Origin of the sequence: Streptomyces sp. NBC_00490, assembly GCF_036013645.1 — a bacterium.
Classification (GTDB): domain Bacteria; phylum Actinomycetota; class Actinomycetes; order Streptomycetales; family Streptomycetaceae; genus Streptomyces; species Streptomyces canus_F.
In genome coordinates this window covers 4,832,462-4,846,197 of the sequence record NZ_CP107869.1, presented here as the reverse complement: position 1 = coordinate 4,846,197, position 13,736 = coordinate 4,832,462, and the positions used below count along the sequence as shown (strand labels likewise).

The window sequence follows — 13,736 nt, the reverse complement described above, 5'->3', positions numbered from 1 at the left end:
GCCTGATGTCCGAATACAGCCCGCCGTGGGCGACGCCATGCTCGAGCAGTGGCGACACGTCCACAACGTGATCATCCCGGCCGACGAGCTGGACCTCGCCACGGTGCGGGAGCGCGCCGCGCGGTACCGGCTGGAGAACGCGTACGTCGGTGACGTGCTCGTCGGCTGCTCGACGGTACGGCCCCCGGAGGGCGGGGCGGCGACGGTCATCGCGCGCGTGCTGCCCGAGCACCGGCGGCAGGGGTTCGGGACGGCGCTGTACGAGAACGGGCTCGCCCACGCGCGCGTGCTGGGCGCCACCACGATCGAGACCTGTGTCCTGGCCGTCAACGAGGACGGTCTGCGCTTCGCCGAGAAGCACGGGTTCACCGAGGTCGAGCGCTATGTGCTGCCGCCCGAGACCGACCTGTGGGTCGACCTCAGGCTGGATCGGGCACCGTAGAGACAGAAGCGGCGTACAACGATTCCCCCAACTTGCGGGAACCCGGTGTGTGCTGCGTCACGTTCCAGTTAGATGATTGCAAGTGAGTGAACCGACGTGCCGTACGGACGGACGCAGCCTGCAGGGGGTCCAGGTGAGTGCTTCGCGGCGTAGTGGGACCACCGACGAGCTGGGGCCGAACGAGCCCGAACAGCCCGACGGCGCGGATCTGCTCGCCGCCCTGCTCGACGGTATGGACGCGGCACTGTGTGCCTTCGACGCCGACGGCGTCGTCACCCACTGGAACCGCGAGGCCGAACGGATCCTGGGCTGGACCGCGGCGGAGGCGGTGGGACGGCAGGGATTCGCCGGGTGGGCGGTGCGCAGCGCGGACGCCCAGGAGGTCGAGGGGTGGCTGCGGTCCGCCATGCGGGCTCCCGGACGGCAGGTGCACGAGTTCGCCCTGCTCACCAAGGAGGGCGGGCGGGTCCTCGTACGGACCCAGTCGGCCGCCGTGCACGGCCCCGACGGGAAGCCGGCCGGGGTGTACTGCGCCTTCAGCGAGGTGCACGCGCAGATCGACCTGGAGCGGTCCATCGCCCTGAGCGAGGCCCTGTTCGACGACGCCAGCTGGGGTGTCGTGCTGGTCGACGCCGATCTGCGGCCCGCACTGGTGAACGCGCACGCGGCCCGGGCCCTCGGTGTCGGCCGCACCTCCGTCCTGGGACGGCCCCTCGGGGACCTGCTCGCACAGGGCGTCGAGGAGCTGGAGAGCGCGCTCACCCATGTGCTGGCCGAGGGCGCGCCGCCCGCACCCGCCGAGATCTGGGTGAGCGTACGCACGCCCGAGGGCGAACAGCGGCGCTGCTGGCGCTGCGGCTTCGTCCGCCTGGCCTCGCCGCTCGCCGAGGAGCCGGTGCCGCTGGGCGTCGGATGGCTCTTCAACGACGTCACCGAGGCCAAGCAGGCCGAGCAGGAGGCGTCCACGCTGCGCTTCCGCGCCAACCAGCTGCACCGGGCGGCCCGGGCGGGCGCCGAGTGCGAGGACCCGGCCGAGGCCGCGACGATCCACCTGGACTTCGCCCTCGCCGGCTTCGCCGACCACGCGCTGATCGACCGGGTGGCGGGGGAACCGGCCGCCGAGTCGGACACCCCGGTACGGCTGGTACGGGTCGCCTCGACGCCCTCCGGGGCGCCCGGCCCGAGCCTGCTGACCGGACAGGCCGGGCTGCCCGCGCGCTACGCCGAGGGACATCCGGCGCTCCAGTGCGTGGACCGGACGGGCGCCGTACGGGCCAGCGTGGGGGCGGTGCCGCCCGAGAAGGCGCGCGAGTGGGCCCTGGCCCGGCAGTGGCCCGGGGACGCGGTACACGCGCTGTGCGCGGTTCTGCGCAGCCGGGGGCGGACGCTGGGGGTCGTGACGTTCCTGCGGGGCGCCGGGCGGAGCCAGTTCGAGCGGTCCGACGCGGTGTACGCGGAGGACGTGGCGGTGCGGATCGCTTCGGCGCTCGATCTGGCGGGGGCTCTGCGGCGGTGAGGTGACGGGCCGTCCTCCCGTCACCCGCTAGTGCCGGTAGAAGATCCGGTCCCCGTACTCCTCGAACACCCGCGCGTTCCACGCCAGCCCCCCGTCCACGTTCCCCGACCGCAGCATCGGGGGCTCGATGCCGCGTGCCGCCAGGTCGGCCGCCGCCGTCGCCACGGTGGCCTGGAGGAGGGCCGAGGTGACGACCGTGGAGGCGGGGGCGAAGGGGGCGGGGACGGTGTCGAGGGTGAGTTCCGCGTCGCCGATGGCGATCTTGGAGTCGAGGACGACGTCGCAGTGGTCCTTGAGGTAGGTGCCGGAGGAATGGCGGGGGGTCGTCTCCGAGGCGTACGCCACCGACGTCACGCCGATGACCTTCACGCCACGCGCGCGTGCGCTCATCGCCATCTCGACGGGGAGGGCGTTGCGGCCGGAGAGGGAGATGATCACGAGGGTGTCGCCCGCGCGGAGCGGGGAGGAGTCGAGGACGGCGGTCGCGAGGCCGTCGACGCGCTCCAGGGCGGAGCCGAGCGTGGCGGGCATGACGTCGACGCCGACGACACCGGGGACGGTGAGCAGGTTCATCAGCGCGAGTCCGCCGGCGCGGTAGACGACGTCCTGCGCGGCGAGCGAGGAGTGTCCGGCGCCGAAGGCGAACAGCCTGCCGCCGGCGGCGACGGTGTCGGCGAGGAGTGCCCCGGCCGCGTCGATGTGCTCGGCCTCCTCCTCGCGGACCCGCTGCAGCAGGCCGATCGCAGCGTCGAAGAACCGGTCGGCGGGCGTGCCGTCGCTCATACGGGCCCCTTCGGGTCGGCTGTGTCGCGGATCACCGTGCGGTCTGGACCAGTGCGGTGTCAATACGGCGGGGCCCAGCCGTGGCGGTGCCTCGGATCGCTGGCGAAACCAGCTCGTTTCACCGGCGCGGCACGGTTGTCAGTGCTATGCGTCAGAATTGAGGCCAGGGCCAGCGCACACGCCGCGAAGTCGTTGCGCTTCCGGCAGATCTCATCGAGGGGCACGTATGTCCGGACTGATCGACACCACGGAGATGTATCTCCGCACCATCCTCGAGCTGGAGGAGGAAGGTGTGGTCCCCATGCGCGCCCGGATCGCCGAGCGGCTCGACCAGAGCGGGCCGACCGTCAGCCAGACGGTGGCGCGGATGGAGCGCGACGGGCTGGTGTCCGTGGCGAGCGACCGGCACCTGGAGCTGACCGACGAGGGGCGCCGGCTGGCGACGCGCGTGATGCGCAAGCACCGGCTGGCGGAGTGTCTGCTCGTCGACGTCATCGGGCTGGAGTGGGAGCAGGTGCACGCCGAGGCGTGTCGCTGGGAGCACGTGATGAGCGAGGCCGTGGAGCGGCGGGTGCTCGAGCTGCTGCGCCACCCCACCGAGTCGCCGTACGGCAACCCCATCCCCGGTCTGGAGGAGCTCGGCGAGAAGGACAGTGCCGACCCGTTCCTGGACGAGGGCATGGTGTCGCTGGCCGACCTGGACCCGGGCCAGGAGGGCAAGACGGTCGTCGTCCGGCGTATCGGCGAGCCGATCCAGACGGACGCGCAGCTGATGTACACGCTGCGCCGGGCGGGCGTGCAGCCCGGTTCGGTGGTGAGCGTGACGGAGTCGGCCGGCGGGGTGCTGGTGGGCAGCGGGGGTGAGGCGGCCGAGTTGGAGTCGGACGTCGCGTCGCATGTGTTCGTCGCCAAGCGCTGACTGTCGTACGCCTGCTGTCGAGTGTTCAACTGCCGGGACAGCAGAGGCAGTTGCGGTATCCCGATGATCTCGTCGATTCCAAGATTCACTGTGCCGAATCGCAGCGCTCGGACGCCCCGCGTGCAAGGCTGTCGCGTGAGGCATATGACCTGAGGGGGCGGGGAGGATGCGCCGCAGACGTGTGGAGGGCCCCGGCGCCGTGTGGCGCCGGGGCCTGTCCTCCCCTGTGCTGACCCGGAGCCCCGAGCTCCCAGGGTCAATCCCCTCGGACCGGTTTCCCCGACCGGTCCGCCTCCCGCTGAAGATCTCCCCTCGGCGGCGACGATCAATCCTTGAGCAAGGTCACTCAAACGAGGGGTGTTGTCAGCGGAAACCGCATTCTCGAATGGGCTTTCGATAGCCTTCGGGTGACACGTCGGGCGGAACGTGCGCTTCAGGGAGGGGGCGGCACGACAGCAGGCACGTCAGGCAGGGGCAGGCAGCACACGGTTCACAGGACCGGCCGGCTCGGCGTCCTTCGGGGTGCGGTGCCGGAACGGACTTCGACGAACCCGTTGAGGGGGGTGCCAGGACCAATGGCGCGGCGCATCGACGTGACCGGGGCGGGCGGCGTACGTCTCGCGGCCTGGGAGTTCGGCGACCCTCCCAAGCCCGACCCGGCGAGGGACGCGACGGAGCACGGCCTCCGGGAGAACGGTGAGACAGCCGGGCGGCACGTCGGTCAGCGGACCGTACAAGGCGCCCTGGACCCATCGCCCGGCGTGCTCTTACTGCACGGCCTCATGGGCCGCGCCTCCCACTGGGCCTCCACCGCCCGCTGGCTCTCCGAACGCCACCGGGCCGTCGCCCTCGACCAGCGCGGCCACGGCCGCAGCGACAAGCCCCCGCACGCCGCCTTCACCCGCGAGGCCTACGTCGAGGACGCCGAAGCGGCCCTCGAACAGCTCGGCCTCGGCCCCGCCGTCCTCATCGGCCACGCCATGGGCGCGCTGACCGCCTGGCAGCTCGCCGCGAAACGGCCGGACCTGGTGTCCGGAGTGATCATCTGCGACATGCGGGCCTCCGCGCTCGGCGCGGCCTCGCAGCGGGAGTGGGCGGACTGGTTCAAGGCCTGGCCCGTCCCCTTCGCCACCCTCGCCGACGTACGCAAGTGGTTCGGGGAGGACGATCCGTGGGTGGAGCGGCCCAATCCGGCGCGGGGGGAGTTCTACGCCGAGGTGATGGCCGAGTCACCGGACGGGTGGCGGCCGGTGTTCGAGCACGAGCAGATGCTGAAGTCCCGGGAGCCGTGGGTGTTCGACGCGCACTGGGAGGAGCTGGCGCAGGTGCGGTGCCCCGCGTTGGTCGTTCGGGGGCTCGACGGGGAGTTGGGGCGGGCGGAGGCACAGGAGATGGTGCGGGTGCTGCCGCGGGGGGAGTACGCGGAGGTCGCTGACGCGGGGCATCTTGTTCATTACGACCAGCCGGATGCGTGGCGCGCGGCGATCGAGCCGTTCATCGACGGGCTGACGGGGTGATGAGCGCCTAGGAACTCGGGGGGCTGTCGCCGTCGGCGGGTGCGGGCAGTTCGTGGCTTGTCGCGCGGTTCCCCGCGCCCCTGAGGGACCGCCGGAACAGCGCTTCAGCCCTTGCTCACCGCCGCCAGGATCTCCGGGAGCCGTGCCGCCGTCCTCGGGGCCGCCAGGCGAAGGCCCAGCAGGGTGAGGCCCGCCCCGTACGCCGCCCCCACCGGGAGCAGCAGCCAGGTCCAGTCGTCGCCGTTCGCGCTGACGTTCAGCCAGATCGTCAGGACGATGACCGGGGCGCACAGCAGGGCCGCGCCCACCATGCCGCCGAAGATCGAGATCCAGGCGAGTCCGGCCTGGCCGGGGGCCACGTTCTTGTAGCCCTCCTGCGGGATGGAGTACGGGAAGCGGGCGGAGGCCCACGCACCCGTGGCCAGCATCGCGCCGAGCAGGGCGAAGGACAGGCCGAGCGCCTCGGGCAGTCGCGCCCAGTCACCGAGCAGCGCCGTGGTCAGGACGGTCACCAGGGTGGCGTACGGCAGGGTGATCAGCAGCAGGGCCAGTGCACGGCCGCGCAGCTCGACGTAGGCGTCCCGGGTCGAGGAAATGGTCAGGGCGACGATCCAGAACGCGGAGGTGTCCTGGCCGAACTGGTTGTACATCTGGATGCCGAGCATCCCCGCGGCGAAACAGGCGAAGTAGATCGATCCGGTGCCCTGCAACGCGTTGAACACGGGCACGATCAGGCCGATCGCGAGCGAGGTCACCCACGCCGCCTTGGTCTTCGGGTCGCGCCAGATGTACCGCAGGCTGCGCTCCACGACCGTCCCCGTCCGCCCGGCGGGCAGCAGCCGCCCGAGCCCGGTCGACGTCCGCTCACGCGCGGCCGACTCGCCGCCGGACTGCAGCGTGGAACCGTCGGGGGCGGTCATCAGCCGGGTCAGATGCCGGGCCCATAGGGCGATCAGGCCCGCCAGCGCCCCCGCGCTCAGCGCGAGTTGGACGACCGCGGTCCCGTAGGAGCCCTCGCTCACCGACTCCACCGCCCCGATCGCGGAAGCCGGCGGCACCCACCGCAACACCTCGCCCGCCGGATCGAGCTCCGCGAGCCCGCTCGAACCCAGCCGCTGCGCGCCGAAGTTGACGAGCTGCGCCCCGATCGCGATGACCAGCCCGCTCAGTACGGCCAGATCCCGGCCCTTACGGCTGGTCAGCAGCCGGACGTTGGCGGCGGCGACGGCCCGCGCGAGTGCCACGCACACCAACAGCGCCAGCACGACCGCGACGACGCCGACGGCGTACGCGAGTCCGCCGTGCGCCACCGAGATCGCGGACCCGACGAGCAGGCAGAGGGTGAACAGCGGCCCGATCCCCACCAGCGAGGCCGCGAGGAGTGCCCGCACCAGTGGCCGGGGTCGCAGCGGGAGCATCACCAGGCGCGTCGGGTCGAGCGTCTCGTCGCCGCTGGGAAAGAAGAGCGGCATCACCGCCCACCCCAGCGCCAGTACCGCCACCAGCAGCACGACGACGGACACGGCGTGCTCGTTGCCGCGCAGGGCGATCAGCCCGAGGAGCTGGAGCGCGGCGAACAGCAGGGTGACGACCGCCGACGCGATGTACGCGGCCCGCCGCCCGCCGGACTGCTTCAGCCCGTTCCGCAGCAGTGACAGCTTCAGCCGTACGACGACGGCGGTGACGTCGGCGCTCATCGTGCCGCCCCGCCGCCCAGCCAGTCGAGATCGGACCCGGTGTTCCGCCCGCCCGCCCCGACGAGCTCCAGGAAGGCCTGTTGGAGCGAGGGCGCGGCGCCGCGTACGTCGGCGAGGGGGCCGTGTGCCCGGATGCGTCCCGCGGCCATGACGGCCACCCAGTCGCACAACGACTCGACGAGCTCCATGACGTGGGAGGAGAAGACGACGGTCGCGCCCGACGCCGTGTACCGCTCCAGCACCCCGCGGATGGTCTGCGCGGACACCGGGTCGACGCCCTCGAACGGCTCGTCCAGGAACAGCACTTCGGGGTTGTGGAGCAGGGCTGCCGCGAGCCCGATCTTCTTGCGCATCCCGGTCGAGTAGTCGACGACCAGTTTGTGCTGCGCGCCCGCCAGGTCGAGGACGTCGAGGAGCTGGGTGGCCCGCTTGTCGACCTCGGCGCCGGGCAGTCCGCGCAACCGCCCGGAGTAGGCGAGCAGTTCCCGCCCGGAGAGGCGTTCGAAGAGGCGCAGCCCCTCGGGGAGGACGCCGATCCGGGCCTTCACCTCGACGGGATCGCGCCAGACGTCGTGCCCGACGACCTCGACGGAGCCCTGGTCGGGCCGCAACAGCCCGGTGATCATGGAGAGGGTGGTGGTCTTCCCGGCCCCGTTGGGTCCGACGAGCCCGATGAACTTCCCGGCGGGCAACTCCAGATCGATCCCGGCAACGGCGACCTGCTGGCCGAACCGCTTCCAGAGCCCACGCACACTCACAGCCGACGTCATGGAGCCAACCTAAGGGGCGCGGTGACCTTTCAGCGGTCCCGCCCGCACGCGTAGGCGAGCGGAGAGATCAACTCCTCGGCGTCCGGCAGCCACCTGTTGGCGGGCGTGGGCCTGCACGCCCACTGCACGGCCCCGCTGGATCCGTACCGCGTGGGGGGCGCCGCCACGTACGCGCCCTCGCCCAGCGCGACCAGATCGAGGGACGAGGGCGTCCAGCCGAGCTTGCGCACCAGGTCCGGCACCTTCACCGAAGCACCCGGCAGTACGAGGAAGTGCATCCGGCGATCCGGCGACAAGGTCACCGGCCCCAGCGTCAGCTCCATCCGCTCCATCCGCGCCAACGCCAGGAACCCGGCGGTCTCCGGGACGGAGATCGCGTCGAAGGTCCGCCCGGTCGGCAGCAGGATCGACGCGAGCGGCTGCTTCGACCACAACCGGCGCGCGACGGTCGCACTGCCCGTGGCCTGCGTCGCCCAGTCCTCCCGCGAGGGGTGCGCGCCGGGAGCGGCGCACGCCGCGTCGCCGCAGGAGCAGTGCTGCACCCCGTCGACGGCTTCCAGCCAGGTGCCGGGGAACACGTCCCAGTGGCGCTCCTCGGCGTAGCGTACGGCGGTCTCCAGCAGCGATTCCCCGCGCTGCTTCGGAATCTGGGCGGCTTCGGTGCTCGCGATCGTCTCTTCCACGCCCAACACAACTCCCGCGCCCACCTCGGGTTACGGCCGTAGCGCGCGCGGGGGCAGCGCATCGATTCCGCATCTGGGGCGCATGGATGCATGTGTGGGGGCGCGCGGGAGGAACTGCGGGGGGAGGTGGGTAACCACATGCGGGGTGGCTTCCGTCCTTTACCCCGGCAATCCTCACATCCCTCGCATTTTCCGTATGTCCGCGGGGCATTGATCTTCACGGCCGGATCTTTTCGCTCTAGGGGTTGTTCCCAGGGGGTACGCCATGGCCGCAAGGCCTCTCGTCGCGCGGCAGCCGAACGAACGGTTGCAGGCGCTCATCCAGGAAGCGGGTTGCTCGAACGCCGGGCTGGCCCGCCGGGTCAACATGTGCGGCGCCGAGCACGGTCTCGACCTGCGCTACGACAAGACGTCCGTGGCGCGTTGGCTGCGCGGGCAGCAGCCGAGGGGACGCGCCCCGGCGATCATCGCGGAGGCGCTGGGCCGCAAACTCGGCCGTACGGTCACGATCGACGAGATCGGCATGGCCAACGGCAAGAACCTCGCGTCGGGCGTCGGCCTCCAGTTCTCGCCGACCGTGCTGGGGGCCATCGAGCAGGTCTGCGAGCTGTGGCGCAGCGACGTGGGGCGCCGGGACTTCCTGTCCGGCTCCTCGGTCGCCGCGTCCGCGCTCGTCGAACCGAGCCGCGACTGGCTGATCTCCTCGCCGGACTCGCAGGTGGCACGGCAGGCGGGACCGCGGGTGGGCCAGTCCGACGTGGCGGCCGTGCGGGCGATGACGCAGGCCCTCGTGGAACTCGACCACCAGTACGGCAGCGGTCATGTGCGGCCGGTCGTCGTGCACTACCTCAACAGTGTCGTCAGCGGACTGCTCGCCGGTTCGTACCGGGAGGCCGTCGGGCGTGAACTGTTCGCCACGGTCGCGCGGTTGACGGAGCTCGCCGGGTACATGGCGATCGACACCGGCCAACCGGGGCTGGCGCAGCGGTACTACATCCAGGCGCTGCGGCTCGCGCAGGCGGCGGGGGACCGCGGCTACGGCGGATACGTGCTCGCCGCGTCCATGAGCCATCTCGCCGCGCAGCTCGGAAACCCGCGCGAGATCGCCCAGTTGGCGCGCGCTGCGCAGGAAGGGGCGCGGGGGCGCGTGACACCGCGGGCGGAGGCGATGTTCCACGCGGCCGAGGCGCGCGGGCACGCGTTGATGGGCGATGCGCGGGCGGCCCAGCTGGCGTCCGGGCGGGCGGTGGGCGCGCTGGAGGCGGCGGATCCTTCCTCCGGGGACGACCCGGCGTGGATCGCGCACTTCGACGAGGCCTATCTCGCCGACGAGTTGGCGCACTGCCACCGGGACCTCGGGCAGGCCGAGGCGGCGGCACGGCGGGCCCAGGAGTCGCTGGACGGGCTTCCCGAGACGAAGGCGCGGCGCCGGGCCATCGGCTATGTGCTGCTCGCCACCGCGCAGGTGCAGCAGCGCGAGATCGAACAGGCCTGCCACACCGGGCTGAAGGCCGTGGAGTTGCTGGAGACCGTCCGCTCCAACCGGGGCGCCGACTACCTGGAGGACTTCCAGCAGCGGCTGGAGCCGTTCCAGGACGAGTCCGTGGTAAGGGAGTTCGGGGCACGGCTGGAGTTGCAGGCGGCGGCGTGAAACCCCGGGGTACGGGGGCGTGAACACACGGGAAACGAAGGCTCCGGAGGCGGAAGGAGCGTCTGTGTAGCGGATGCGGGCCCGGTTTGTTACCGCGGTCACAGGGACACCGTTCCAGTCCTGTGCTGCGTGGCACCGGGCTCGGGGGACCCGGTAGCGTGAGCCGACGATTCACAAGGTCCCCCATTCGTAGGAGTCCCGGTGACGCAGAGTGGACAGGGCGAGGAGCCCTCGCCACGCGTGGCGCGCGAAGGCATCGTGCTGCCCTCCGACGGCGGCGAACCGCTGCTGCCGGGCCAGACGGGCGGACCCGGCGGCCACCAGTCCGCCCCGCACCCCCCGAACCCGACCCCCGCGCCGCCGCCCGGCGGTCAGGCCTGGGGCACCCCGTGGGGGCCCGAGCAGCAGGCGCCCGCCCCGCAGCAGGGCGAGGGCTGGGGTGCGCCGCAGGAGCAGCAGTGGAGCGCGCCGGACCCGTACCAGGCGCAGGCCCAGCAGTGGGGCGCCCAGGACGCGTCACAGCCGCTGCCGCAGCCCGGCGGCTACGACAACGACCAGCCCACCTCGTACTACCTGCCGCCGGTGAACCAGAACCCCCAGCAGGGCGCCGGCCACGACAGTGACCAGCCCACCTCGTACTACCTGCCGCCGGTGAACCAGAACACCGCGGGAGGGTACGGCGCTCCCGGCGTACCCCTGCCCCCGGCGGACGAGGGCGCCACGCAGTACATCCCGCCCGTCGCCGCGTCCCCGGACGAGGGGGCGACGCAGTACATCCCGCCCGTCGCGCCCGGGGCGCTGCCGCCCGAGATGCCCGCGCCGGGGGGCTCGGAGCAGACGCAGTACCTGGGGCGTGCCCCGCAGGGCGGCGGGCCGCTGCCGCCCGTGTCCGGGCCCGACGCCGAGGCCACGCAGTACATCGCGCCCGTGCCCGGGCAGCACGGCGGGGAGCGGCAGCCGCCCGCCGAGTTCGACAACCTCTTCCGCAGCGGGCCGGGCGCCGAGAGCCCGGCCGGGTCCACGCAGCAGCTCCCGCGCTTCGAGCAGGCGCCGCCGCCGCACACGGGGCACCAGCAGCCGTCGCACGGACACCGTGACCGCCACGACGACGGTGGTGGCCGCGGCGGCCGCAACCGCTCGCGGGTGCCGGTCATCGCCGCCGTCGGTATCGGTATCGCCGTCCTCGGCATCGGCGCGGGCGCGCTGCTGGCCGGTGGCGGCGGGGACGACGGCGACGGCAACAAGCCCGTCGCCGCGACCGCGCCGGCGAGCGAGTCCGCCTCGGCGTCCGCCGACCCGGCCGAGGCGCAGGCCGTCGAGCTGGACAAGCTGCTGGCCGACAGCGGTGACAGCCGGGCCTCGGTGATCAGCGCGGTGGAGAACGTGAAGGCCTGCAAGAACCTCGGCCAGGCGGCCAAGGACCTGCGGGACGCGGCCGCCCAGCGCAACGACCTGGTGACCCGGCTGTCCACCCTCTCCGTCGACCAGCTGCCGAACCACGCCCAGCTGACCACCGCCCTCACCAAGGCGTGGCAGGCGTCCGCGTCGGCCGACAACCACTACGCGGCGTGGGCCGACCAGACCGCCGGCAAGAAGGGCTGCAAGAAGGGCCAGGCGCGCACCACCCCCCAGACCCAGGCCGGCAACACCGCGAGCGGCGAGGCCAGCACGCAGAAGATCACGGCGGCCAAGCTGTGGAACGCGATCGCGAAGACGTACGGCCTGACCGAACGCAACCGCACCCAGCTGTGACCGACGGGGGCCGCCCCTCGCGGCCCCCGCTCCCGGGCGCTAGCTCACGTCGGCGTTCGCCAGCGTCTGGCGTACGTCCGTAAAGCCCTTGCGCGCCGCCACCAGCCGGCCCTTGCGTACGGCTTGCAGCGTCACCTCGGTGTTGACCAGACGCGGCAGGCCGACGGCGCCGAGACCGTTCTTGTAGTCCCAGTCGAGGGTCGGGGTCAGTCCGCCCGTGTCGACCTTCAGACCGTCGTCCAGCGCCTTGCGCACGGTGGTCGAGGTGAGCTCGCCCTCGCCGAGCGAGTCGACGGCGGCCTTGAACACGGTGTACGCGAGCCAGGTGGTCTGCACTCCGGCGTCCGCGGGATCGATGCGGTTGTCGTCGAAGGCCTGCTCCTTGATGACCTTCTTCATCGGATCCCAGCGCCGATCGGTCGCGACCGGGTACCAGCCGGTGATGTACGAGCCCTCGTAGGGCCCCGACGCCCCGCCGGAGGCGTCTATCACCGTCTGGTCGACGCTGCCGAGGACCGTGCCGGTGCGTACGTCGGGGAAGTCCTCGCGGGCGCGCCGGAAGGAGTCCATGAAGGTGCTGGTGCGGTCCCCGAGCGCGGGCAGCACACACCCCTTCTTCACCGGGTCGCCGGTCGTGCGGGCGAGCGCGCGCTCGGACTGCGCCGAGTACTCGGTGGCGTCCTCCGCGGCCAGCAGGTCGTCCGCCACGGCGTGGCCGGAGGCCTTCAGGCCGGAGTCCAGCATGACGTGGAGTTCGTCGCCCGCGATGCTGTCGGGGCGGACCAGCGCCACGGGCCCGCAGCTGCCGCCGAGTTCCTTGCCGAGGCCGGCGAGCAGGCTGGGCTGGCCGCCGTTGACGGGGAAGGAGGCCACGCTGTCGAACTCGGCGTTGGTGATGCCGTAGCCGCCTATGTAGGGGATGTCGGCGCCCTCGAGCGTCGGGAAGAACGCGTCGCCGTACTGGCTGTAGGAGCCGACCACCGCCACGACCCCCTCGTCGACCGCGCGCTGGGCGCACTTCGCGGCGGTGACGGCGTCGTTGTGGTCGTTGCAGACCAGGACGGAGAGCTTGCGGCCGCCGATGCCGCCGTGCGCGTTGATCCACCGGGCGTACGCCTGCGCGAAGGCGGGCATACCGGGCTTGTTGGTCGCGCCGGTGTTCATCGGGGCCCAGGTCATGACCTTGATCGGGTCGTCCCCGGAGCCCCCCGTGGCACCGGGGACGACCCCGCAACCGACGGTCAGCGAGGCACACGCGGCCAGTGCCGTCGCCGCGAGGGCGGTGGCTCTGACGGGCGGGTGGAGCCTGGGGAGGAAGGTGCTGCGGATGCGTCGCCTGCCGGTCATGGGCACACACGCTTCCGCCACATGACCAACCCGGGAGTGACTTACGGTCAACAGCCGGTGACGCGAAGGTGAAATGCGGGGGGTGGTGAGGCAGGTGTGACAAGGAACGTACGATCGATGACCGTGCAAGGTTCGGAGAACTCTTCCCGTCGCGGCCGTCGCTCATCCACCATGGGCGACATGCCACTGAACGACATGCCGTGGTGGCGCTGGCGCAGCAATGTGCGCTCCGCGCTGCACATGCTCTCCGACCCCGCGTTCCAGCGGGACGTCTGGCTGGCCGGTGTCGAGGGGTACGGGGACGTCACCGACGCCGTGTACCGCCTCGTCGAGGACACCTGGCTGGACAACTGGTCCGCCGAGAAATACGTCGGCACGATCTTCCGGGACTCCCAGGAGTCGGCCCTCGTCGACACCGCGGTCCTGCGGGTGCTGCGGATCATGCACCAGGTCGGCCCGGACGCACCCGTCTCCGCCTACGTCGACCACGCCGGGTGGCCGGAGGCGGTACGGGCCGCGCGCGACGCCCATGTGCGGATGGCGACGGCCGACGGGGACGACCCGGACCAGCCGCCGAGCTCGCTGCATGTGCTGCAGCTCATGACCCGGTCCGCGTGACGGACGCGTTCTCTGCGGTGCCGGCGGATATGGGACCCTGT

General features: G+C 72.1%; 12 protein-coding genes. 7 read left to right on the top strand and 5 right to left on the bottom strand.

What is annotated here, in order from left to right:
- The first annotated feature begins 37 nt into the window (after nucleotides 1-37).
- Nucleotides 38-442, top strand: a complete 405-nt coding sequence (locus tag OG381_RS21800; RefSeq protein ID WP_443062037.1) for a GNAT family N-acetyltransferase — start codon at nucleotides 38-40, stop codon at nucleotides 440-442.
- A gap of 133 nt (nucleotides 443-575) precedes the next feature.
- Entirely contained in the window at nucleotides 576-1,958 is a 1,383-nt protein-coding gene (locus OG381_RS21795) for a PAS domain-containing protein (protein WP_327717754.1), read from the top strand.
- Nucleotides 1,959-1,985: 27 nt separating this feature from the next.
- Here OG381_RS21795 and OG381_RS21790 read toward each other — a convergent pair whose 3' ends face one another.
- The gene (locus tag OG381_RS21790) at nucleotides 1,986-2,741 is read right to left on the bottom strand and encodes an SIS domain-containing protein (RefSeq protein ID WP_327717753.1); all 756 of its coding nucleotides are present in this window, start codon (nucleotides 2,739-2,741) and stop codon (nucleotides 1,986-1,988) included.
- Nucleotides 2,742-2,967: 226 nt separating this feature from the next.
- On the opposite strand from OG381_RS21790, the gene OG381_RS21785 reads away from it, so the two are divergent.
- Both OG381_RS21785 and OG381_RS21780 read left to right on the top strand, forming a co-directional pair.
- On the top strand, nucleotides 2,968-3,660 hold the full coding sequence (locus OG381_RS21785) for a metal-dependent transcriptional regulator (protein WP_327717752.1): 693 nt from the start codon (nucleotides 2,968-2,970) through the stop codon (nucleotides 3,658-3,660).
- A 575-nt stretch (nucleotides 3,661-4,235) separates the two neighbouring features.
- Nucleotides 4,236-5,177, top strand: a complete 942-nt coding sequence (locus OG381_RS21780) for an alpha/beta fold hydrolase (protein WP_327717751.1) — start codon at nucleotides 4,236-4,238, stop codon at nucleotides 5,175-5,177.
- Nucleotides 5,178-5,281: 104 nt separating this feature from the next.
- Here the strand turns inward: OG381_RS21780 and OG381_RS21775 are convergent, their stop codons facing one another.
- Genes OG381_RS21775 through OG381_RS21765 form a run of 3 tightly spaced genes read right to left on the bottom strand, consistent with a single transcriptional unit; the run spans nucleotide 5,282 to nucleotide 8,336 of the window.
- A complete protein-coding gene (locus tag OG381_RS21775) occupies nucleotides 5,282-6,874 on the bottom strand; it encodes a transporter (RefSeq protein ID WP_327717750.1) in 1,593 nt (530 codons plus the stop codon).
- Entirely contained in the window at nucleotides 6,871-7,644 is a 774-nt protein-coding gene (locus OG381_RS21770; protein ID WP_307029289.1) for an ABC transporter ATP-binding protein, read from the bottom strand. Before OG381_RS21770 ends, OG381_RS21775 begins: the two co-directional genes overlap by 4 nt.
- Before the next feature lie 29 nt (nucleotides 7,645-7,673).
- Nucleotides 7,674-8,336 carry a bifunctional DNA primase/polymerase gene (locus OG381_RS21765; protein WP_327717749.1) on the bottom strand — a complete coding sequence of 221 codons (663 nt, stop codon included), beginning with the start codon at nucleotides 8,334-8,336 and terminating at the stop codon, nucleotides 7,674-7,676.
- Nucleotides 8,337-8,592: 256 nt separating this feature from the next.
- Here OG381_RS21765 and OG381_RS21760 point away from each other — a divergent pair, with 256 nt between their 5' ends.
- On the top strand, nucleotides 8,593-9,978 hold the full coding sequence (locus OG381_RS21760; protein WP_327717748.1) for a transcriptional regulator: 1,386 nt from the start codon (nucleotides 8,593-8,595) through the stop codon (nucleotides 9,976-9,978).
- A gap of 201 nt (nucleotides 9,979-10,179) precedes the next feature.
- A complete protein-coding gene (locus tag OG381_RS21755) occupies nucleotides 10,180-11,730 on the top strand; it encodes a hypothetical protein (RefSeq protein ID WP_327717747.1) in 1,551 nt (516 codons plus the stop codon).
- A gap of 39 nt (nucleotides 11,731-11,769) precedes the next feature.
- Here OG381_RS21755 and OG381_RS21750 read toward each other — a convergent pair whose 3' ends face one another.
- Nucleotides 11,770-13,077, bottom strand: coding sequence for an ABC transporter substrate-binding protein (locus OG381_RS21750; RefSeq protein WP_327717746.1), 1,308 nt, complete (start codon nucleotides 13,075-13,077; stop codon nucleotides 11,770-11,772).
- A gap of 117 nt (nucleotides 13,078-13,194) precedes the next feature.
- On the opposite strand from OG381_RS21750, the gene OG381_RS21745 reads away from it, so the two are divergent.
- The gene (locus OG381_RS21745) at nucleotides 13,195-13,695 is read left to right on the top strand and encodes an SCO4402 family protein (protein ID WP_327717745.1); all 501 of its coding nucleotides are present in this window, start codon (nucleotides 13,195-13,197) and stop codon (nucleotides 13,693-13,695) included.
- Nucleotides 13,696-13,736: the final 41 nt, after the last annotated feature.